Source organism: Myxococcus sp. MISCRS1, assembly GCF_026626605.1.
GTDB classification, from domain to species: Bacteria; Myxococcota; Myxococcia; order Myxococcales; family Myxococcaceae; genus Myxococcus; species Myxococcus fulvus.
Map to the genome: position 1 here is coordinate 10,712,936 of NZ_JAPNKB010000001.1, position 21,441 is coordinate 10,734,376.

At 67.4% G+C, this 21,441-nt stretch carries 16 protein-coding genes and 3 pseudogenes; 8 read left to right on the plus strand and 11 right to left on the minus strand.

Features of this window, described 5'->3' with window-relative positions; all coding sequences use genetic code 11:
* Window positions 1–59: 59 nt before the first annotated feature.
* Complete coding sequence (locus OWM54_RS42560) at window positions 60–1,043, plus strand: Xaa-Pro aminopeptidase (RefSeq protein ID WP_223783266.1); 984 nt, start codon at window positions 60–62, stop codon at window positions 1,041–1,043.
* A gap of 2 nt (window positions 1,044–1,045) precedes the next feature.
* Here OWM54_RS42560 and OWM54_RS42565 read toward each other — a convergent pair whose 3' ends face one another.
* Window positions 1,046–2,005: an AraC family transcriptional regulator gene (locus tag OWM54_RS42565; protein ID WP_223748650.1), complete on the minus strand. Its 960-nt coding sequence runs from the start codon at window positions 2,003–2,005 to the stop codon at window positions 1,046–1,048.
* A 156-nt stretch (window positions 2,006–2,161) separates the two neighbouring features.
* Between OWM54_RS42565 and OWM54_RS42570 the strand changes: the two genes are divergently transcribed.
* Together OWM54_RS42570 and OWM54_RS42575 are read left to right on the plus strand one after the other, a co-directional pair.
* A complete protein-coding gene (locus OWM54_RS42570; protein WP_223748651.1) occupies window positions 2,162–3,031 on the plus strand; it encodes an NAD(P)H-binding protein in 870 nt (289 codons plus the stop codon).
* A 5-nt stretch (window positions 3,032–3,036) separates the two neighbouring features.
* Window positions 3,037–3,516, plus strand: a complete 480-nt coding sequence (locus OWM54_RS42575; protein WP_223748652.1) for a DUF1772 domain-containing protein — start codon at window positions 3,037–3,039, stop codon at window positions 3,514–3,516.
* Window positions 3,517–3,520: 4 nt separating this feature from the next.
* Here the strand turns inward: OWM54_RS42575 and OWM54_RS42580 are convergent, their stop codons facing one another.
* The 3 genes from OWM54_RS42580 to OWM54_RS42590 form a co-directional block, all read right to left on the minus strand.
* A complete protein-coding gene (locus OWM54_RS42580) occupies window positions 3,521–5,293 on the minus strand; it encodes an N-acetylmuramoyl-L-alanine amidase (protein ID WP_267701040.1) in 1,773 nt (590 codons plus the stop codon).
* A gap of 87 nt (window positions 5,294–5,380) precedes the next feature.
* Entirely contained in the window at window positions 5,381–6,145 is a 765-nt protein-coding gene (locus OWM54_RS42585; RefSeq protein WP_223748654.1) for a DUF3592 domain-containing protein, read from the minus strand.
* 138 nt (window positions 6,146–6,283) lie between these two features.
* Window positions 6,284–7,306 (minus strand): DUF3616 domain-containing protein, encoded by a 1,023-nt coding sequence (locus OWM54_RS42590; protein WP_267701041.1) that lies wholly within the window; start codon window positions 7,304–7,306, stop codon window positions 6,284–6,286.
* A gap of 460 nt (window positions 7,307–7,766) precedes the next feature.
* Here OWM54_RS42590 and OWM54_RS42595 point away from each other — a divergent pair, with 460 nt between their 5' ends.
* Window positions 7,767–7,964 carry a hypothetical protein gene (locus OWM54_RS42595; protein WP_267701042.1) on the plus strand — a complete coding sequence of 66 codons (198 nt, stop codon included), beginning with the start codon at window positions 7,767–7,769 and terminating at the stop codon, window positions 7,962–7,964.
* 6 nt (window positions 7,965–7,970) lie between these two features.
* Here the strand turns inward: OWM54_RS42595 and OWM54_RS42600 are convergent.
* Window positions 7,971–9,558 (minus strand): IS3 family transposase gene (locus OWM54_RS42600; protein ID WP_420715369.1). Its coding sequence is split into 2 segments (ribosomal slippage): window positions 7,971–9,081 and window positions 9,080–9,558, totalling 1,590 coding nucleotides; the frame shifts between segments, so codons are not numbered across the junction.
* 43 nt (window positions 9,559–9,601) lie between these two features.
* Window positions 9,602–10,363 carry a recombinase family protein gene (locus tag OWM54_RS42605; RefSeq protein ID WP_267701043.1) on the minus strand — a complete coding sequence of 254 codons (762 nt, stop codon included), beginning with the start codon at window positions 10,361–10,363 and terminating at the stop codon, window positions 9,602–9,604.
* A 365-nt stretch (window positions 10,364–10,728) separates the two neighbouring features.
* On the opposite strand from OWM54_RS42605, the pseudogene OWM54_RS42610 reads away from it, so the two are divergent.
* Window positions 10,729–10,980 (plus strand): annotated as a pseudogene (locus OWM54_RS42610) (transposase domain-containing protein); the annotation flags it as partial.
* A 417-nt stretch (window positions 10,981–11,397) separates the two neighbouring features.
* Window positions 11,398–13,776 carry a hypothetical protein gene (locus OWM54_RS42615; RefSeq protein ID WP_267701044.1) on the plus strand — a complete coding sequence of 793 codons (2,379 nt, stop codon included), beginning with the start codon at window positions 11,398–11,400 and terminating at the stop codon, window positions 13,774–13,776.
* A gap of 20 nt (window positions 13,777–13,796) precedes the next feature.
* Here the strand turns inward: OWM54_RS42615 and OWM54_RS42620 are convergent.
* From OWM54_RS42620 to tnpA, 4 genes and pseudogenes are all read right to left on the minus strand, one after another.
* Window positions 13,797–13,999 (minus strand): annotated as a pseudogene (locus OWM54_RS42620) (IS5/IS1182 family transposase); the annotation flags it as partial.
* A 287-nt stretch (window positions 14,000–14,286) separates the two neighbouring features.
* Window positions 14,287–15,686: pseudogene (tnpC, locus tag OWM54_RS42625) on the minus strand (IS66 family transposase).
* 40 nt (window positions 15,687–15,726) lie between these two features.
* A complete protein-coding gene (gene tnpB, locus OWM54_RS42630; RefSeq protein WP_267701045.1) occupies window positions 15,727–16,092 on the minus strand; it encodes an IS66 family insertion sequence element accessory protein TnpB in 366 nt (121 codons plus the stop codon).
* Between the two features lie 3 nt (window positions 16,093–16,095).
* On the minus strand, window positions 16,096–16,410 hold the full coding sequence (tnpA, locus tag OWM54_RS42635) for an IS66 family insertion sequence element accessory protein TnpA (protein WP_267701046.1): 315 nt from the start codon (window positions 16,408–16,410) through the stop codon (window positions 16,096–16,098).
* 116 nt (window positions 16,411–16,526) lie between these two features.
* Here tnpA and OWM54_RS42640 point away from each other — a divergent pair, with 116 nt between their 5' ends.
* Window positions 16,527–17,111 (plus strand): DUF2911 domain-containing protein, encoded by a 585-nt coding sequence (locus OWM54_RS42640; RefSeq protein WP_267701047.1) that lies wholly within the window; start codon window positions 16,527–16,529, stop codon window positions 17,109–17,111.
* A gap of 54 nt (window positions 17,112–17,165) precedes the next feature.
* On the opposite strand, the gene mutS is transcribed toward OWM54_RS42640, so the two are convergent.
* The gene (gene mutS / locus OWM54_RS42645; RefSeq protein WP_267701048.1) at window positions 17,166–19,934 is read right to left on the minus strand and encodes a DNA mismatch repair protein MutS; all 2,769 of its coding nucleotides are present in this window, start codon (window positions 19,932–19,934) and stop codon (window positions 17,166–17,168) included.
* Between the two features lie 151 nt (window positions 19,935–20,085).
* On the opposite strand from mutS, the gene nhaA reads away from it, so the two are divergent.
* The gene (gene nhaA / locus OWM54_RS42650; protein ID WP_267701222.1) at window positions 20,086–21,441 is read left to right on the plus strand and encodes a Na+/H+ antiporter NhaA; all 1,356 of its coding nucleotides are present in this window, start codon (window positions 20,086–20,088) and stop codon (window positions 21,439–21,441) included.

The following is a 21,441-nucleotide window of genomic DNA, read 5'->3' on the forward strand; positions in this document are numbered from 1 at the left end:
ATGGGCCGATGCTACTCCGACCTCCGAGGGACGGAACCGTCGGTCAGGAGGAATGGCACATGGTGGGGTCGATGCGCGGCGTGCTGGTGACGTTGGGATTGCTGGGCCTGGGGTGCGGCGCGCACCCAGGCGGTGAGCGAATGACCGCGGCGAAGCGCGCCGACAGCTGCACGCCGGAGCTCTACGGCGCGGGCCTCTTCACCACCGGGGCCTGGGACTTCTTCATGGCCTTCTCGCCGGACCAGCGGCGCGTGCTCTTCGGCCGCGCGGATGACGCCTTCGAGCGCTTCACGATGTACGAGACGCGGCTCGACGCCAAGGGACGTTGGTCGCGGCCGGAGCTCCCGCGCTTCGCCAGGGAGTGGAGCAACGCGGACCCGCATCTGTCGCCGGACGGACGCACGGTTTTCTTCATCTCGGACCGCCCCGAGCCGGGCGAGCCCGGGCCTCGCGCCAGCTACGACATCTGGTCCGCGTCCCTGGGCGCCGATGGTGAGTGGGAGGACGCACGCCGACTGCCCGCGCCCGTCAACGACAAGAGCCGTGACGAGTGGTCTCCGGCGGTCGCCGCGAACGGCAACCTCTACTTCGGCGGAGACCTCCCGGGCACGCACGGAGGCAGCGACCTGTGGGTCTCCCGCTGGGTCGACGGGGCCTACCAACCGCCGGAGAACCTGGGGGCCGCCATCAACTCCTCGATGCACGAGCTGGAGCCGTGGATCGCCCCGGACGAGAGCTACCTCATCTTCAGTGCGTTGCGCCGACCCGATGGATTGGGCCGATATGACCTGTTCCTCAGCCGCAAGGTCGACGGCAAGTGGGAGCCCGCGCGGAGGCTGTGCGCGGGCATCAACACGCGCGACAGCGAGTACAACCACAGCGTGTCGCCGGACGGGAAGTGGCTCTACTTCAGCAGCACGCGGCCGTTCTCCGGAGACGTGGGCGAGCGCTTCGACACGCCCAGGGATGACGCCAGCCTCCAGGGCATCGGCAATGGCACCGGGGACATGTACCGCATCCCGATGAGCGCCATCGGCCTTTGACCTCAGGCCCGGAGCGTGGGCGAGCCCGTCTTCCGGACCGCGCCGGGAGACACGCCCATGAAGCGCTTGAAGGCGCGACTGAACGCGGCCTCGGACTGATAGCCCATGCGCGTGGCGAGCTCCCCCAGTCCGGGGCGCTCGTCCTTGAGCGCCGAGTGCGCGACGTACATCCGCCACCGCGCGAGGTAGTGCATGGGCGGCTCGCCGACCCGCTGGGTGAAGCGCGCGGAGAACGCGGAGCGGGACATGGCCACGCTCGACGCCAGCGAGGCCACCGTCCACGGACGCGTGGGCTCGCGGTGGATGAGCGCGAGCGCGCGGCCCACGTCGGGGTCCTGAAGCGCGCCCAACCACCCTGACTTCGCCTGGGAGTCCTGCGCCATCCACTCGCGCAGGGCCTGCACCACGAGCACGTCCGCGAGCCGCGTGATGACCGTCTCGCCACCGGGCCGCAGCTCCTGGGCCTCCGCGGCCATGAAGCGCAGCGTGCTCTGGAGCCAGTCCATGCGCGGTGAGTTGGACGGCTCCACCAGGATGATGCCCGGTAACAGGGACATGAGGTGTCGCGCGGCGGGATGGTCCAGCCGGACGGCGCCGCAGATGAGCGTCGTGGGCGCGCCACCGCCGCCGTGCCGGAGGATGGAGTAGCGCTCGCTCACCAGCTCCTCGGAGAGCTCCTCGAGCCTGCGCGCGGGGCCGCCGCGCTCGTGCACCAATCGATGTCCCGCGCCATGCGGCACGAGCGCGAACGTGCCCGGCTGGAGCAGCCGCGCCTCCACACCTTCGACCTCGAGCCAGCACTGTCCCGTGGTGACGACGTGGAACATGAGGCTCCCCTCCGTCGCGGGCAGATCGAGCCCCCACGGCGCCGTCAGCTCCGAGCGGCAATAGAACGTGCCGCTCATCCGCAGGAAGTGCAGCGCCTCGCCCAGCGCGTCGACCGGGGGTCTGAGTTCAGCCATGTCGTGACGATGCGCCCTGCCCTCCTCCAAGTCCAGCCCCTCCTGGACGAACGAGCATGAACCAGCGACTTGGTGTCATTGAGAGTCCCGGTCCTGGGCCCGATATTGGACTCCAGGCAAGCCAATGCCGTGGGGCCTCGGGCCCCGGGAGAACACATGCTGACCGTGATGGGAGCGACCGGGAACACCGGCAAGAAGGTGGTGGAGCTGTTGTTGGAGGCGGGCCAGGACGTGCTGGCCCTGGGACGCTCGGAGGAGCGCTTGGGCGAGCTGGCGGCGAAAGGCGCCAAGGTGCTCGCGGGCGATTCGGAGGACTCGGCGTATCTGACGCGGGCCTTCCGTGGCGCCGAGGCCGTCTACACGCTGCTCCCCACGGACCGCGAGTCCGCGAGCTACCACGAAGCCCAGCGCCGCAAGGGCGAGGCCATCGTCCAGGCGCTGCGTGACAGCGGCGTGCGACACGTCGTCGCGCTGAGCAGCCTGGGCGCGGACCTGGCCGAGGGTACGGGTCTGCTCGCCACGCTGCATGCGCAGGAGCAGCGTCTCCGGACGCTGAAGGACACGCACGTGCTGCTGCTGCGTCCGGTGTCCTTCTTCGAGAACTTCCTCGACGCGCTCCCCGTCATCGAGCATGAGGGCGTCAACGCGGACTCCGTCACGCCGGACCTCGCCCTGCCGATGATTGCGTCACGCGACATCGCGGAGGTCGCTGCCCGAGCGCTCGTTCGACGCGACTGGACGGGCGTCGTCGTCCGCGAGCTGCTCGGTCCCCGGGACCTGAGCTACCGCGAGGCCACCCGCATCCTCGGGGAGCGACTGGGTCGCCCCGGTCTCGACTACGTGCAGCTCCCGCCCGAGGCGATGCAACAGGCGCTCATGCAGGCCGGAATCTCCGAGACGTTCGCCGGGCTCTATGTCGAGATGACACAAGCCTTCAACACGGGGCGCATCCAGCCTCGCGCGGGCAGGACTCCCGACAACACGACCCCGACGCGGTTCGAGGACTTCGTCGCCACGCTCCGGTGAACACCATGCTCGAAACCCTGCTGCCCCTCCTGACGTGGGCGTCCCTGCTCGGCTGCGGCCTGATGGCGGGCGTGTTCTTCGCCTTCTCCACCTTCGTGATGAAGGGCCTGGAGCGAGTGCCTCCGGCGACGGGCATCGCCGCCATGCAAGGCATCAACACCGCCGTGATGCCGAGCGTGTTCCTGGGGGTGTTCATGGCCACCGCCCTCGCCTGCGCGGGGCTGGTGGTGTGCTCGGTGTTCACCTGGGCCCAGCCGGCCGCGCGCCTGCGACTGCTGGGCGGCATGCTGTACCTGGTGGGCTGCTTCGGGGTGACGGCCGGGTTCAACGTCCCGCGCAACGATGCGCTGGCGAGGCTCTCCGCACAGAGCGCGGAGGCACCGGCGTACTGGGCGCGCTACCAGTCGGAGTGGACGGCCTGGAATCACGTGCGGACCCTGGCGTGCCTGGGTGCGCTGGTGAGCCTGGTGCTGTCGCGGGACTGAGGCGTCAGTCCACCTTCGCCACGCGGTTGCGGTCGCCGAGGAACTCCTCCACGCCGTGCGCAATCGCCTTGGCGACGTCCGTCTGGTACGCGCCCGAGGCCAGCCGCTTCTCCTCCTCCGCGTTGGACAGGAACGCGGTCTCCACAAGGATGGCCGGCATCTTCACGCCGAGCAGCACGTAGAACAGCGCCTCCTTGTGGCCCAGGCCCTTGATGTCCGAGTACTTGCGGGACAGCTCCGTCACCAGGCTGCGCTGCACCTGGTTCGCCAGCCGCGAGGACTCCTCGGTGTTCGCCTTGGTCGCCAGGTCCGCGAGGATGAACTGCAAATCACTGATGCCCTTCTCCGACGACGCGTTCTCGCGCGCGGCCAGGCGGATGGAGTAGCGGTCCGCGGACGTGTTCAGCGTGTACGTCTCGATGCCGCGCAGCTTCCGGCTGGTGGCCGCGTTGCAGTGGACGGAGATGAACAAATCACCGCGCTCGGTGTTGGCGAACTTCGCGCGGTCCTCCAGGCGGATGAAGCGATCATCCTCGCGGGTCAGCACCACCTCCAGGCCCTTCTCGCGCAGCAGGTCCGCCAGCTTGAGGGAGATGGACAGGGCCACCTCCTTCTCGCGCGTCCCTTCCTTGCCGATGGCGCCCGTGTCGTGACCGCCGTGGCCAGGGTCGATGATGACGCGACGGACCTTGAGCCCGAGCTGCTCCGCCAGCGTCAGCTCCGCGCGGCGCGACTGCTTGGCCACGGCCTTGAGGCGCGCCTGCGCGACCTCGTCGTCGACGGGACGGGTGATGGGCTTGGGGGGCTCGACCGGGCTCTTCTGCTCGACCTTCGGGGCTTCGGCGACCTTGACGGGCTCGGGCTCCGGGCGGCGCTCCTGCGCGCGAGGCGTCTCCGACTTCGACGCGGCGACCTCCACCGGCGCGGACGGCTTCACGTCCACCACCGGCGCGGTCTCGACGGGCTTCGTCACGGCCGCGACCTTCGTCGTCTCCACCGGCTTCTGGGTCTCCTTGGCGGCCAGCGCCGAGGCGACGGCGGCGTCGAGGCCGCCCTTGCTCTCACCGGACGGCTCACCGCCCACGGGGGTGGTGGGGTCCAGGCGGGGGATGATCGGGGACGGCTCGCGGGCCAGCTTCTCGATGGCGCCGACGAGCGCGGACGCGGGCTTCTCGGCCGGTGTCTCGACGTGGGCCACGGCGGTGCCCTTGTCCTCCTTCGCGGGGACGGGCGTGGGGGTCGGCTTGCGCGCGGGGGGCGGCGTGACCTTGGACGCGGGGAGCGAGGCGAGCAGCGCCTTCATCTCCTTCGTCTGGTCACCCTTGCTGTTGACGGCGAGCATCTCGGTCAGGACGCGACGGGCCTCCTCGGGGCGGTCCGTGCGGTGGACGTGGATGCGCGCGAGCGCCAGGGCGGCGTCATCGGCGAGCCGGTGCTTGGGGTATTCGGTGCGCAGCTTGTCGTAGTCCGCGATGGCGGCCTTGAGGTCCTCCTCGACGAAGGAGATGCGGCTGAGCTCCTGGAGCAGCTCGCCCGCGGTGAAGAGGGCATCCGGGGCGCGGTCCGACTTGGGGTGGGCCTTGGCCACCGCCTGGAACTTGTGCACGACGTTGAGCCAGTGGTGGCGCAGCTTGCGCCGGGCGGCGTCGTCCTTCAGCGCGTAGTAGGCGCGCCGGGCTCCCTGGTAGGCGTCCTCGGCCTCGTTCCGCTTCGCGGCGCCCACCGTGCCCGGGACGAGCAGCAGGAGGATCAGCGCGAGCAAAAGGCGTGGGGACATGAAGAACCTCCGGCGGGCTGGGAGCTACAGGCGTGTGTCACACAGCCCCACGTCACCGGCAAATTTTCGACCCCCTCCGAGGGCTCGTCAGCGCAGCCACCCGAGCACGCCGGCCAGGTCCTGGTCGATGACCCGCGCCCAGCCGGGCTCCCGGGGCACCACCGCCGCGAGGACCTTGGTGCCGTTGCGCACGGGCGCCCTGCCCGGCCGTACCCGCGCGCGGACCTCCATCTTCACGTCCTGACGGAAGTAATGCGCGGGGAAGACGACCTCGCCGCCCTCCTCCGGCAGCGGCCCGTCCGGCGTCAGCCACACCAGCGCGCCCAGGCGCAGGGGCTCCACCTCGGAGCGCACGAGCCGCTTCGCCTCTCGGGTGAAGAAGATGCCCGCGAGGATCAGCCCGAGGAGCACGCCCCAGGGGACCAGGTTGGTGCGCAGGGCCTGCGAACGGGCGAAGCGCTCCTCGCGGGGCTGCCCCGGAGCCGCGGGGTCCACCAGCAGCTTCACTGTCGCGCCCTTCCCGAGGCCCTCGGCGTCCTCGGCGAAGGTCCTGACGCCGGAGACGGAGTGCTCCACGTCCTGGAAGGTGTAGAGCACCTCCAGGGTGGCCTCCGCGCCGACGCGGGCATCGACGGGAGGAAGCCGCGTGGAGACGATGGTCCCATCGACCTCCTCGGCGCGGGAGGTGAAGCCCTGCTCCTCGACGAAGTGGCGGCCGGCCCACAGGGCCACCGCGCCGAGCAGCGCCACGAAGGCCAGCCCGAGCACGGCGTCACGCGCGAGGCGGCCCACCGCGCCGGGGACCTGCGTCAGACGGACCTTCCGAGGTGCATGAGGGATGGCGAGCTGCATGGCGCCACGAGCCTACACGCGATCCGCCTTGGCGCCAGCCGCTCGCGCACGGGCACGAGCAAAGGAGCCTCAGCGAGGTGCTTGGGTCACGCCCTCGATGCGGGACGGTGAGCCCCGCGCGGCTTTTCGTCGACGCGGTCAGCCCTGCGCGGGGAGCTTCACCCAGACGCCGCGGAAGCGCTTCTTCGCCGGGTCCTTCAGCTTCTTGCACGCGGTGCCATCGACAGGGACGGTGCCGTCGTCGCTGAGCAGGAGGATCTCCTCCGCGTCCTCGGGCGTGAAGAACGCCTCCGGGTTGAAGCCCGCGAGGTCGACGGTGCTCGCGAGCACGGGCGCGTCGTCCCCGCCCAGCCAGGTGAACAGGCGCGAGGTGCCCGAGCCATCCGTGCCGCCGCTGATGATGAGGTACCGGCCGTGCCACCAGGACAGCGAGCGGATGCCCATGCCGCCCAGGTCCACGAGGCGGGGCTCCCCCACGCGCGCGGATTGCCCTTCGAGCACCATCTGCACGGGGTTGAGCACGGGCACCAGGAGCGCCTTGCCCTGCGGTACGGGGCTGCGGAAGCCGACGTAGATGGACGCGCCGTCCGCCATCGCCGTCATGCCCTCGATGTTGAGCCCGCCCTCGGCCTTGGGCGCGAGCGTCTCAGCCTCCGCGAGCCGGAGACCCGACAACTGCGGCGCCGCGAGCAGGTCATCGAGAAGCTGCGTGTAGGGTCGGCCCACGAGCCGTGGCTTGCCGTCGACCTCCTCGGTGGCGAAGAAACGAAGCCGACTGGGGGCCTTCTTGCCGGCGCTGTTGCGTCCGTGGGACGTGAGCCAGAACGAGTACGTGCCGAGCCCCGTCGCCGCCTCGATGTCCGCCTCGGGAGGCTTCTTCTTGTGGGCCGGCAGCTCCAGGTCCGGAGACAGGTCCACGCTCTGCACGGGGGCACCGCCGCGCCGAGCGTCGTAGACGCGGAGGATGTTGTCCTCGTCATCGCCCACGACGAACAGCGAGCCGCCGAGGGCCACGGCCCCCGAGGCATCACACATGCCCTCGAACACGAGGACATCCCGCCCCGAGCCACCCTCGGCCAGAGCACTCTCGGGCGCCGAGGACACACCACGGGCCGCACAGCCCGTCACGCAGATTCCCAGGATGATGGAGGCCAGCCTCATAGACCCCCAGATCTCGTCACGAGCCGGCCGCGCGGGAAGTCCCCGTGTCGTGAGTGTGGGCTGATCGACAGTCCCCTGGGCCCCACGTGGGCGTCACCGCGTGACGCATTTGCGTCTCCATGGGCCGCAGGGCGCGTGCAGCGCCCTACCGGATCCCACGGCTGCTGAGCCGGTATGCCCCTTGCTCAAAGGAGTTCGAGCTGCACCTCATCTGCGTGTCGATGCCCCGCTTCGGGAGCGACAAGTACACCCAGGGCGCACCTGTCACCGCGGTCCGATACCCCTGGGGCGAGACGCGTGTCACCGGCGGCACCCAGATGACGCTCCTGGCCCGTGCAACAGCATCACCTACATGGACAGCAGCTGGATTGGAGACATCGGCGAGCGCATCGCGATGCAGTTCCTGGAGCAGCTCGGCTTCGACATCCGAGGGCCGGTGTAGAACAACACCGGCAACGGCGTGGACATCACGGCGCAGCTCAAGCACACGCCCACGAGTCCCCGCTGGGCCTTCTTCGAGGTGAAGGCCAGCACCACGAAGTTCCAGACGTCGCTGGAGCACGCGGAGGAGGAACAGTGGATGTTCGTGATGGACCGCTGCCGAGCACTGGGAGACGAGGGCCCTGTACCGGTGAGCGTCAAGGTAGTTGTCGCGTGAGAGGTTTCAGCCGGCGTCCCTCACTTCCTGCAGATGCAGGGTGAGGTCAGGCGCGGGGTTGAGGCGGACGGGCCCCACCGGTGACCAATCGCGCGTGCCTCGACTCCAGCGCTCGGGGTGACGGGCTCGAGCACGCTGGTACACCCCGTGGCGTCGGGCCAGCAGCGCCGTCTCGCGGCCGAAGTGCCTGTCGTCGGGTGTGACGAATCGGATGGCCGAGTGTCGGTGCTCGATGTTGTACCAGTCCACGAAGCGCGTCACCCAGTCGTGCGCGTTCTCGGCGGAGGCGAAGGGCCTCAGGGGAAAGCTGGGGCGGTACTTCAGTGTACGGAAGTGGGCCTCGGAGAAGGCGTTGTCGTCCGAGACGCGGGGTCGGCTGAAGGACGGCGTGACGCCCAGCCACTGCAGGGTGGCCAGTAGCGTGGCACCCTTCATCGGCCCGCCGTTGTCCGAGTGCAGCACCAGGCCCTCGGGAAAGCCCGCCTCCTGCCAGGAGCGACGGATGAGGGCCGCGGCGTGCTCGGACGATTCCTCCTCGTGCACCGCGAAGCCCATGACGCGGCGGCTGAAGACGTCCACCACCAGGTACAGGTAGAGGAAGGCACCCTTCACCGGGCCCTTCAGGTAGGTGATGTCCCAGCTCCATACCTGGTTGGGGCGGGTGGCGGTGTGCTCGGCCCGGGGCCTGGGCGTGGGCGCCCTGGTATGGCCGCGGTGGGCCAGTTGCCCGGCTTCGCGCAGCACCCGGTAGAAGCTCGCCTCGCTGGCCACGTACTCACCCCGGTCCGCCAGCCGGGGGACAATCTGCTTGGGCGAGGCGTCGCGGAATTCCTCGCTGTTGGCCACTGCGAGGAGTCGGCGGCGCTCCACCTCGGAAAGCCGGTTGGCGGGCCGGGTGTGTGGACCGCACCGCCGGTCCTCCGCCGTCTCGGGCTTCCTCCAGCGCTGAATGGTGCGCGCAGCCACGCCCAGCCGCTCGCAGACAGCCTCCAGACGCACTCCTTTGGCCAGCGCCTCGTCGACGAGGGTGAGCGTCACTTCTCGCTCTTCTCGTCTGCTGCGTCGTCCTCGCCTTCCTGGTGCCGCTCGTCCCACCCCATCGCCTGAAGTTTTTTTCGAGCACCAGCAGCGCCGCCGTCTCGGCCAGCGCCCTCTCCTTGCGGTGCAGCTCCCGCTCGAGTTCCTTCACTCGCTTCTCCGCGGCGGCCAGGCGCTTGCGCTCCTTGGCGGGCAGCGGCTCCGTGGAGGCACCCGAGAGCGCCCCCACTGCGGCCTGCTGCCACTCCTTCAGCTGCGCCTCGTGCAGCCCCTCACTGCGAAGGAGGGCGCCCAACTCCTCGCCCGTGAGCCCCTGGGTTGCCGCCAGCACGCGCAGCTTCTCCTCCGGCGTCCACTTCTTCGGCCCTACGGGCGCGGTGGGCTTCTTCTCTTCAGGCGGGGGCGTCATCGCCGCCACCCTATTCGCCTCGCGCAACCACTGCGACAGCGTCGGTTGGGACACTCCCACCTGCCGGGCCAGCGCCGCGGCGCTCACCGAGCCCGGGCCCACCATCCGCTTCACCATCTGCGTCTTGAATGCATCCGTGTACGGCACCGCGTCCTGCCTGCTCTCGCCCCCAAGGCGTCTTCAGCTCGGCCTATCCGCCGAGGCGACAACTTCCCTGACACAGGGGGATGTTGCGGTAGGCGGGAGTTCCCCAGCGCAACGAGGTGGATCTCTTGCCGTCCGCGGGCCTGGAAAAGGATATCTCATCGCGGTGCATGGCGAGCAGCACCTGACGCGCGCTTCCCAGTCGCTGAAATAGGCGAAAGACGGCACGCACCGCCTCCTGCACGCGGCGGTCCGGGTCCATCTCCAACCCGGTCTCTTGCTTCCACACATAACCCACGGGCACGGGCAGGCGCAGTTCGCCCCGCCGTGCCTTCGCGAGCGCTGCGTCCACCATGCGGCGGCGGATGACCATGAGCTCGAATTCGCTCATGGTGCCCTTCAGGCCGAGCAGCAGGCGGTCATTGGGATGGCTCGGGTCATACACCCCTTCCTCGTCCACGACGCGTGCCTGCACCATGCCGCACAGCTCCAGCAGGAGGTGCCAGTCACGCCCGTTGCGCGCCAGGCGTGAGGCCTCCAAGCAGAAGACGGCACCGACACTGCCTTGGCACAGCTGCGAGACGAGCGATTCGAAGCCGGGCCGTGCGACGGTACCGCTCGCCGAGCGGCCGAGGTCATCATCGATGGTGGCGACGTCCTTGAATCCGTAGGCGCGAGCCAAGTCGGCCAACGCGTACTGCCGCCGCTGGCTCTCAAGGTTCTCCTGCGCCTGGGTGCCCGTGGACTGGCGCACGTAGATGAGAGCTCGGCGTTCGAGGACGCTCGGAGGAAGCTCAGTGCGGCTCATCGCCGGCCTTCCTTCCCACGCCCAGCGGAGCCTTGCCGCTTGCCTCCAGGAGGAGCGTTGCCAGAGCGCGCACCGCCTTGTGGCGGGCGCCGCCGTTGAGGCCGTCGAGTTGGGGATGGGGCGAGGCTCAAAGACAGCTGGGGTGGCGTCGGACGCGACTTCCTCATAGTGCTCCTCCTTCTCCTCGGTGGGAGACGTGGAGGGCAGTTTCTCCGCGAGTGCGATGAGCAGGGAGCGAAGTTCGAGGAGCGCCAAACCGCTGACGTGTGCCTCTCCGAGCTGATAGACGACCTGCAGGGCGGTGCCGAAACTCGGGTGCCAGGGGTACTGCACCCTGGCGGACCCGCCGACATGGGCAGAATGAACGGGGACCTGCCCTGGGCAGGAAGAATTTTCTCTTCGTCGGGCACGAGGCCGCGGGTGAAAACCTCGCGGGCCTCCACGCCCTGGTGGCCACCTGCGAGGCCAACGGGGTCAACCCCGAGACGTACCTGGTCGACGTCCTGCTCCGAGTCCAGACACACCCCAACTCGCGCATCGCGGAGCTGCTGCCGCACGAGTGGAAGCGCAGGCAGGCTACCGGTCCGCCCAAGTCACACCTCCCACCCTGTCCCTGAACACTCCGCCGGTCGCGGCGTCCGTCGGGCACGGACCCCATCCATCTTCAACCGCTCACGCCACGTCGCTGACCGGACGGTTACGGAGTCGCGGCACACGCGGCTGGTCACCGGTGGGCCCGTGCGCCTCAACCCCGCGCCCAACCTCACCCTGCCTCTGCAGGAAGTGAGGGACGCCGGCTGAAGCCTCTCACGCGACAACCACCTTTACGCTCACCGCTTCCCCCCTGGACCCATGAGTTCCTCCATGCATCACACAACTTGCCCGGCACAGTGGGCATGGGTCCCCCGTGCGCCGCGCGGGTCACCCAGACCCTGGCGACTATGCGCACAATGCCCAGCGCTGAGGGGCTGCATGAGCTATCGAAAGCCAGCAGAATCGCGTACTCTCCCAATATGTCAAAACTAGCATTCGACATGGCGACAGTCCTCCCCAGGCAAGAATCACGGACTCAAGCACAGAAGATCGCCGCCATAAGCGTATTCTATAAGCGAGGAATATTCACTGAGTCGCTTAGCCCCGCGCCTGGTTTGAGTCAGCAACTAGTGCCAACGGCAACAGGGAGGCAGGCCCTTCTTGCTCTAGCGGAAAATCAAGCAGACAGCTCGGACGATGAGCGCGCGCTCGCCCTGCTTATAATGCTCTTTCACGATGAACTCTTAGTCGATCCCGATAAAACCGACGTTAGTGCCATTGAAGCAATGCTGCATAATCACCTGCTGGCTGGCAACCTAAAGCTTCCATGGGCGTCTGGACGGATTCTTCACGACAGATTCTTCGAGCTATTCCCCAACCACACTGGGGAGCTGTCGCACGATCAAACCCTTCAACTGCTACAAAAAACTCCCACCGGGGTCTTTCAAATTGGAACACTGCTGATTGGACCACTCGGCGTCCTTGAGTCAGCCCAATACAGATACGCACCGCCGGTAGGAACGGTGCCAGTCCGATATTGCTCTGATCCTTCTTGCGAATCGCTCCACCCAATAGAGATCTCTGACGCGGACGGGCGGATTGTCCGTCTACTTGGTTCATTGGACGACATTCGTGCTGAGATTTTCAAAGAAGCGGAGCGAGACTGGCTCGCTCTCCTTATCGACCATTCACCTGATTATCATGACGACCTGTCGCTTGAGGATCTGCCATGGTTCCTGGGAAGCGCATTCTCTGAAAACGAACTGCGCCAAATACTAAAGGAACTTCTGACATGCAAGGCCGGAGTGTTGCGTCCTAGACTACCCAAAGACAAGAGACTCAGACGAGCATCGGACGGCTCGGCCGAGCAAGTGTCTAGCAGACTTAAAATAGATGAAATTCTCCAGCTAATCATGCTCGCACCGAACGCGGATATTGTTGAGTGCGCCGAGAGTCTAATCGCAAGGCGGATAATCCTAATCCCAGAGACAGAGGTACGCTCATCTCCGACACAGCGAACGCTTTGGAATTGGCTCGACGTGGCGTGCGAGTGCTCCCAGCTCGGCATTCGAGTGTCACCCAAATACCAGCAAATCGAAATGGCGCGCCTGCGGCGAATCATTGACGACGTCTTTTGCGATCAGCGCGACGCAGAGGAGCTTGCCTGGAAACTAAGACATGTATCTGGAGAATCTGCTCGCTCCAAGCTTGACGCCTACGTGCATTCAACTGAGCCCAAGCAAGTTGTGTCCAGTCTACTTCTGGCGGGCCCGGTCTATCTGCGGCGTACGTTTGACGCCCTCAGGATCAGTCCATTTCAAATGCCACAGAATCGACAGGAGGAAGATCGACTTGTAGATAAGATCTTGTGGAAGCTCGGATTTAACATCCACAACTTCCCGTCTTATCAACGCCTGTTTTGGGAGCGCCTTGAGCGACTTTTGGAGACAACCAGACAGGAGAGTGATTACGCGGAGCGAGACAGGGAGGTCATTCGCAGTGCGGCAGTGAACTTCTTCGTTTCACTTGAAGAGGTGCTTGATTACAGCCTCTCGTTCTCCACTTGGTTGCTCCTGCAGGACCACTATGCCATCAGTCGATTTCAATGCAGTTTTGATGGTGCTCGCGAATTCATGGCGAAACGATTGAGTGGCCGAAGAAAGACGACAGACGGGGCAATTGAGTTCGAGAGCTCTGGAAAGAACACCCTCTATCCTCTGATTCAGGGATTCTCAATTTTGGCGGACCTTTGCGCTGAGCTACTTGGCGCACAGGAACAGTGGCGAAGGCCCGCTACAGAAATGCCCTCGTACCATGACAAGCAGAGGCTGTTTCAACTGCCGTTTCGATACAAGATAGAACTGCTAAATCTATCTGAGAATGATCGCGAATCACTCATCCAGGATCTGCGGGAAACAACTCAAAAACTGGATGCGGCCAATGTTAGTTCCGTTAGGAATCGACTGGAGCACAAGCGAGTTGATTTCCCCAGCAGGGATGAAATCGAGAGTGCCTGCAAAGCCATCAGCGATGTCCTGGCGCGTCTTGAGTCTACTGGACTCATGCCTACTGTTTACTTTTTTGCAGGCATACGCGTGGATTCGTTTGGGCGAGGTGTTGCCATTATGCAGGATTACCGCGGCCGAAAACTAGAGGCTTTTCATCCAAGTGCCTTTCAATTCTCCGGCATTCCTTCTCTGACGGAAGGTGGCGCACTGCTAGTTGTTCCCAGAGCACACATCTCCGGTTCTGCGGAGTACCTACGTTTTCGGTTTAAGGAGAAATCCGATTTCGCGTCGATTTGGCATGACTACCCGCGGAGACGCTTTTCAGTCCCCTTGTTTATTGAGCACTCACCCGCGACTAAAGAAGGCCCCTAAGTTGCTACTTACCCTTCCTTTCATAACCTACGAGGGTGTCTGCGCTGGAGCACGCCGCAGCAGCCGATCTGCAAGAGCGCTAGGTGAAGGTCAGTCCGGCGCTCCCCTCGGATTCGCGGTCGCCTGAGATGGTGCAGCCAGGACAGGGGCGCTCCACCACCCAGCGGTGACGCCCCAGCCTTTGGCTGGACTCGACTCCTTTGCGTGCGATGCGTAGGATGATGCGGTGAGCGTCAATGTAGATCTCGCGTGAGAAGGTTCGGCCGATGCGCTTCATCTCCTGCACGGCAGGATGACGTTCGGAGCGGGGCCGAGACGGACGGAGCCTGCTGGCGTCCAGGTGCGCGTGACGCGGCTCCATCGTTCGGAGTGCCGGGCTCGGGCTCTCAGGTCCACCCGGTAGCGTCGAGCAAGTAGTGCAGCCTCCCAGTAACCGTCCGGCCAGTGACGTGGTGTGAGCGGTTGAAGATGGACGAGGTCCGTGCCCGGCGGACGCCGCCGTCGGGGTGTTCAGAGCGAGGGTTGGAGATGTTGCTCGGGCGGACCGGTGGTCTGCCGGCGCTTCCACTCGTGCGGAAGCAGCTCCGCGATGCGCGAGTTGGGGTGTGTCTGGACGCGGAGTAGGACGTCGGCTAGGTAAGCCTCGTGGTTGACGCCGTTGGCCTCGCAGGTCGCCACCAGGGCGTAGAGGCCCGCGAGGTTTTCACCTGCGGCCTCATGCCCGACGAAGAGGAAATTCTTCCGGCCCAGGGCGGCCTTTCTCAACGCCGCCTCCGAGCGGTTGTCCAAAGGCAGTCGTGCGTCCTCGACGAAGCGTATCAGCGCTTCCCATTGCTTCGTCGCGTAGGAGAGGGCCTGCCCCATGGGACTCTTCGGCGGGTGGCGCGGCGTCTGGACCGCGAGCCACGTCCAGAGTCGCGCGAGAACAGGCGCACTGGACTCCTGGCGCAGCGCACGGTGCGCCGCAGTGCCCACGAGGCCCGAGTCCCGCGCCTGCGCTTCCACGCGGTAGAGCTCGAGGATGAGGTCCATCGCCTCCCGGGCCTCGGGCGCGGTGGTCAGCGCCTCGAAGAAGCGCCGACGCAGGTGGGCCCAGCAGCCGACGCGCGTGCGGCCCTCCGGCAGCGTCACCGCGTTGTAGCCGGTGAACCCATCCACCACGAGCGCGCCCGTGGTACCGCCCAGCACGTCCTTGGGCGTCTTGCCCGCGCGGCCCAGGCTGAAGCGGTAGCCGATGAGCCACGCGCCCTGGGGCGTCTGGGTGAGAAACGTCCAGAGGTAGCCCCGGCGCGTCTTCTTCACGTCCAGCACGCGCAGCGGCGTCTCGTCGGCCCACACCACCTCCGCCGAGGCGATGCACTGCAACAGGTGCGAGGACAAGGGCAGCAGCACCTCGGCCGACTGGTGGAAGAGGTCCGTCAGCGTGCTGCGGCTCATGGGGACTCCGCCTCGCTCCATCCGCTGGGCCAGCCGGTGCAGAGGCATGGCGTCCGCGCACTTGGAGACGACGACGTGGGCCAGGAGACCCGGCCCATACTCGCCCTTGTCCACCACCTTGGCTTGAGGGCCTCGCTGCCGCACGCCGGGCAGCGCCGCTCTTCCACAGGCACCTCGTGCCGGACTTCGCGCTCCACCGCCCCGGCGGCCTTGCGTGCCGCGCGCTCGCGTCGAGCCTGCAGCGCGCTCGCAGCCCGGAGTGCCTCGTCCTCCGGACGGGTGGACGACGGCTTGAGCTCCTTGGCCACCGGAGGCAGCTTTTCCGTCTTCCTACCAAAGAGTCGCCGCTCCATCGCCGCCATCCGCCCTCGCAGCGAGTCCAGCTCTCCGCCAATCCGGCTCACCTCGGCCTTGAACTCTTCGGCCTCTTCTCTCCAGGCGCAGTGGTGGTCTTGGGGGAGCTCGCGTGGCACCTGGTGCCAACACCTTGCCGCGCCTCGGGCTGTCCTCGGCCTACGAGGACGTGCGCCCGGGTGGCGTCCAGGCGGGCGAGCGTTTGACTTCCGTGACGTCCATGCCGTCCAGCAGCATCGCCAACTGCGTCGCGTCCAACTGCACCGTGCTTGCGTGCGCGTCCACCTTGGGCAGTCGGAAGCGGCCCGTCTCCAGCCGCTTGTACAGCAGCACGAAGCCTCCCCGGCTCCACGTCAGCACCTTGATGCGGTCGCCTCTCCTCAAGAGGAAGGCGAAGAGGTGGCCGGAGTAGACGTCCTCGCTCCACGCCGATTTCACCAGCGCCATGAGACCATCAATCGATTTGCGCATGTCCACCGCCTCGGTGGCCAGCACCACGCGCACCGACGCAGGTAGCGTGAACACGCCTCACCTGCCCAGCGAGGTGACGAGCCGAGCCACGTAGTCGACGTCGGCGCCCGCGGGGAACCGCAGCCTGGCTCCGTTGGCCAGCACCACCTTGAGCAGCGCGGGACTCGGCGGTGCGATGGCCGAGACCTCCACCGGCAGCAACCGCACCGCAGGGGCCTTCTGAGGGCACTGGCGGCGGCGCCGGTACACCCACGACTGCGGCGTGCTCAGCCTCAACCCTCGCTGTGCGGAGAACTCCTTCTGCGTCAGGCCGCTCGCCTCGAAGGCCTCGGCGACCTGAAACCACTCCTGCTTCTCAACCAGCTTCGACATTCCAACCAGGGTCCACCACGACTGCTACCCCGGCAATGCCTCCCAGCACGTCGCTCGCCGGACGGTTACGGCGAACAGTGCTGTGCCGCCACGCGGCGTGTAATATGGGCACCCCCATGACAAACCATCGACTCTCGTGGCACCTGAGCATCCCCGCCCTCGCCGCGCTCTTCATCCTCGCGGCCTCCCCCGCTGCGGCCCAGAAGTCGATTCCTCCCGAGAAGGCTCCTGCGAGCCCCCTCGCCATGACGGCGAAGAAGCTGGACGACAACACCTACGTGAAGGTGACGTACCACTCGCCCCGCATCCAGGACCCCAAGACGGGCGAGAAGCGGCAGATCTTCGGCAAGCTCGTCCCCTATGGCGAGGTGTGGCGTCTGGGCGCGAACCAGGCCACGGAGCTGACCACCACGGGTGACATCGAGTTCGCCGGCAAGAAGCTCGCCGCCGGCACGTACTCGCTCTTCACCATTCCCCAGGCCGACAAGTGGACCCTCATCGTCAGCAAGGACGTGGGCCAGTGGGGCGCGTACAAGTACGACAAGTCGAAGGACGTGCTGCGCGTGGACGTGCCCACGAAGAAGTCCGCCGACACCTACGAGGCCCTCACCATCACTGTCGATGAGAAGGCCCCCGCGCTCAACTTCGCCTGGGAGAACACCCAGGTCTCCGTCCCCCTGAGCGTCGCCAAGAAGAAGTAGCCGCGCTGGCCGTGGCGCCGGGAGGCAGGTCCGCGAACCCCTCCCGGCCCGCGCCTACTCCAGCTCGCGCTGGAGCTTCGCCAGCAGGTTGAGTGCGTCCAGCGGCGTCAGGTGGTTGATGGCCGCTGACTTGAGCGCCTCCAGCGCCTTCTGGTGCGACGCGGGCAGCGCGGGAGCCGCTGGGGCCACCGGCTCGCCAAACAAGCCCAGCTGTCCCGCCGCCACGGCCGCCTTCTTCGGGTTCTGCCGCACCGCGACCCGAGGCCGTCCCGCGTCGTCCAGCTCCCCGGACTCCAGGTTCTGGAGCAGCTCGCGCGCCCGACCCACCACCTCCGTCGGCAGGCCCGCCAGCTTCGCCACCTCGATGCCGTAGGAGCGACTCGCCCCTCCCGGAATCAGCTTCCGCAGGAAGATGACCTTGCCGCCCTGCTCCTTCACGGCGATGCACAGGTTCTTCACCTTGGACCGCTCACGGGCCAGGTCCACCAGCTCGTGGTAGTGCGTGGCGAACAGCGTGCGCGCGCTCACGTGGTCGTGCAGGTGCTCCGCCACCGCCCACGCGATGGACAGACCATCGAACGTCGACGTCCCACGGCCAATCTCATCCAGGATGATGAGGCTCTTGTTCGTCGCATGGTGGAGGATGTGACTGGTCTCCGTCATCTCCACCATGAACGTGGACTGACCGCGGGCCAGGTTGTCCGCCGCGCCCACGCGCGTGAAGATGCGGTCACACAGGCCGATCCGCGCCGCCTTCGCCGGAACGAACGAGCCCGCCTGCGCCATCAGCGCCGTCAGCGCCACCTGCCGCATCACCGTGCTCTTGCCCGCCATGTTCGGGCCGGTGATGACCAACAGCTGCGCGTCCTCCGGGTCCATCCGAACGTCGTTGGGAACGAAGGACTCCCCCGCCCCCAGCATCCGCTCCACCACCGGGTGCCGTCCCGCCGTGATGCTCAGCACCTCCGACGCGTCCACCTCCGGCCGCGTGTAGCCGTACTCCGACGCGCACCGCGCGAAGGACAGCAGCGCGTCCGCCGTGGCCACCGCCTCCGCCGCGGAGCGGATGCGCGGGGCCGCCTGCGCCACCTTCGCCCGCAGCTCCTCGAAGAGCTGCAGCTCCAGCGCGCACCGGCGCTCCTCCGCCGTCAGCACCTGCTCCTCGTGCTCCTTCAGCTCCGGCGTGACGAACCGCTCCGCCCCCACCGTGGTCTGCTTGCGGATGTAGTCCGCCGGCACCAGGTGCAGGTTCGACTTCGTCACCTCCAGGTAGTACCCGAAGACCTTGTTGTAGCGGATCTTCAGCGAGCCGATGCCCGTGCGCTCCTTCTCCCGCGCCTCGATCTTCAGCAGCACGTCCTTGCCGGACGTCGACAGCTCCACCAGCCGGTCCAGCTCCGCGTGGTACCCCTGCCGGATGAAGCCACCCTCCTTCAGCGCCACGGGAGGCTCGTCCACCACCGAGCGCGCCAGCAGGTCCGCCAGCTCCGGCAACGCCGTCAGCGGCCCCGCGAGCGACTGGAGCAACGACGCCTGACACCGCGCCAGCGCCGCGCCCAACCGGGGCAGCTGCGCCAGCGAGACCCCGAGCGCCCGCAGGTCCCGCGCGTTGCCCGCGCCCAGGGACAGCCGGCCCGTCAGCCGCTCCAGGTCCGCCACCTCCTTGAGGATGCCCGTCAGCTCCTCACGCCACACGCTCTTCGCGGACAGCTCCTCCACCGCGTCCAGCCGCGCGTGGATCTCCGGGAGCGACCCCAGCGGCGAGGCCAGCCAGCGCGCCAGCTTCCGCGCCCCCAGGCTCGTCACCGTCCGGTCCAGCACCCCCAAGAGCGAACCCTTGCGCCCACCGTCCCGCTGCGAGCGCAGCACCTCCAGGTTCGCGCGAGAGGACTCGTCCATCAGCAGGCTGCCCGAGCGCTCCTGCCGGCTCAGCCGGTCCACGTGCGCCGCGGGCGTCTTCTGCGTGTCCTTCAGATACCGCAGCGCCGCGCCCGCAGCCCCCGTGGCCAGCGGCGCGTCATCCAACCCGAACGCCGACAGCGACTGCACCGCGAAGTGCGAGCGCAGATAGCCCGCCGCCCGAGCCGGCTCGAAGGCCGCGACCTCCCCTTCCGCCACCGCCGGCACGCGAGGCAGCCGCGAGCACAGCTGCGCCACCTCCGCCGAGTTGCGCTGCCCCGCCGGAACCAACAGCTCCCGGGGCTCCACGCGAGACAGCGACTCCGCCAGCTCCGCCGCCGAGCCCGCCTCCATCGCGAGGAACTCGCCGGTGGACGCCTCCAACAGCGCCCCACCAAAGCCCTTCTCGTTCCAGTACACCGCGGCCAGGAAGTTGCTGTCGCGAGGCTCGAGCACCTCCTCGTCCAGCACCATGCCCGGGGTGATGACCCGCGTGACCTCGCGCCGGACGATGCCGGGCCCGCTGCCGGCCTCCTCCACCTGCTCGCAGATGGCGACCTTCAGGCCCTCGCCGATGAGGCGCGCGATGTACCGGCGCGACGAGTGGTACGGGATGCCGCACATGGGCACCTTGTCGGCGCCCTTGGCCCTGGCGGTGAGCGTGATCTGGAGGATCTCCGAGGCCTTCACCGCGTCCTCGAAGAACATCTCGTAGAAGTCCCCGAGCCGGAAGAAGAGCACCGTGTCCGGGTGCAGCGCCTTCACCTCGAGGTACTGGCGCATCATCGGCGTCAGGGACGCGATCTCCCTCGCGCCCGAGCCTTCGCTCGCCTTCTCCCCGTCCGGCGCGACGTCCTGCGTCGGGTCCACGGGAAGCTCCACCGCTGCTGCCTTGGCTGCCTTCATCTGCTGCGTCACGGCCATCCCCGCCCTTCTCTCATGCCCCCACCCCTGGATCAACGAACCGCTGACCCTACCCGCCCGGTTTCCCTATCATCCACCACCGACATTTCCGCTCGCGCCGTCGCGAAAACGGATGCGGCCATCCAGGGGCGAGTGCATCTTCCGCGCCGCCATGGAGTCGCCTCCCCCCTCGACCGCCCCCAGGACACGCAGCCCGACGCCCGTGCCCGCGCTCTTCCGGGTGGCGATCGCTCCCCTCCGCGCCTTCTTCCAGCTCCAGACGAGCAGCGGAATCCTCCTGGCCCTCTCTGCCGTCCTCGCCATGGCCTGGGCCAACTCCCCATGGGCCACGTCCTATGAGCAGCTCTTCGACGCCCGGCTATCCTTCGGGGTGGCGAGCACCCACGCGACCTTCACCGTCCGCCAGCTCATCAACGACGGGCTGATGACGCTGTTCTTCTTCCTCGTCGGCATGGAGGTCAAGCGCGAGCTGAGCGCCGGAGAGCTGCGCACGCCGGCCAAAGCCGTGCTCCCGCTCATCGCGGCCCTGGGCGGCATGGTGGTGCCAGGCATGCTCTACGCCGTCATCAACGCGGGCTCGCCCGCGCAGGCGGGCTGGGCCATCCCCATGGCCACCGACATCGCGTTCTCCATCGGCTGTCTGTCGCTCGTCGGCTCACGCGTGAGCCACGGGCTGGTGGTGTTCCTCACGGCGCTCGCCATCTTCGATGACATCGGCGGCATCCTGGTCATCGCGCTGTTCTACGGCACGGGCGTGCACGGGGGCTGGCTCCTGGCCGCGGGCGCGGTGGTGGCGGTGCTGGTCGCGCTCAACCGCTTCTATGTCCGCAATGGCATCCCCTGGCTGCTGGCCGGCGCGGCGCTCTGGTTCACGATGCACCACGGCGGCATCCACGCGACGCTGGCGGGCGTGGTGATAGGGCTGTGCATCCCCTCGCGGCCCACGAGGCCCGGGCGCGAGGTGCTCGACGACCTGTCCGTCTACATCCGGGACTGCACCGGGCGCGCCGAGGACGAGTCCATGCGGGGCGCGCAGCTGCTCTACATCGAGGAGCGCCTGGAGGAGCTCGAGCCGCCGCTCAACCGCTTCGAGCACCTGTGGAAGGGCTGGGTGGCGTACGGAATCGTCCCCCTGTTCGCGCTGGCGAACTCGGGCATCCCGCTGGCGGGCCTGGGCTGGGGAGACCTGCTGTCGCCCGTGCCGCTGGGCATCATCGTCGGCCTCTTCGTGGGCAAGCAGGTGGGCATCCTCGCCTTCACGTGGGGGGCTGTGCGGCTGGGCGTGTCGTCGATGCCGGGCGGCGGGAGCCTCGCGCAGCTGCACGGGGTGGCGGTGGTGGCGGGCATCGGCTTCACGGTGGCGCTGTTCGTGGCGGGGCTGGCCTTCGGGGACCAGCCCGCGGTGCTGAACGAAGCGAAGCTGGGCATCGTGGTGGGCTCGCTGCTGTCGGCGCTGGTGGGGTATGTCCTCCTGCGCTTCGTGGCGAAGCCGGCGGTCGCGGTCTAA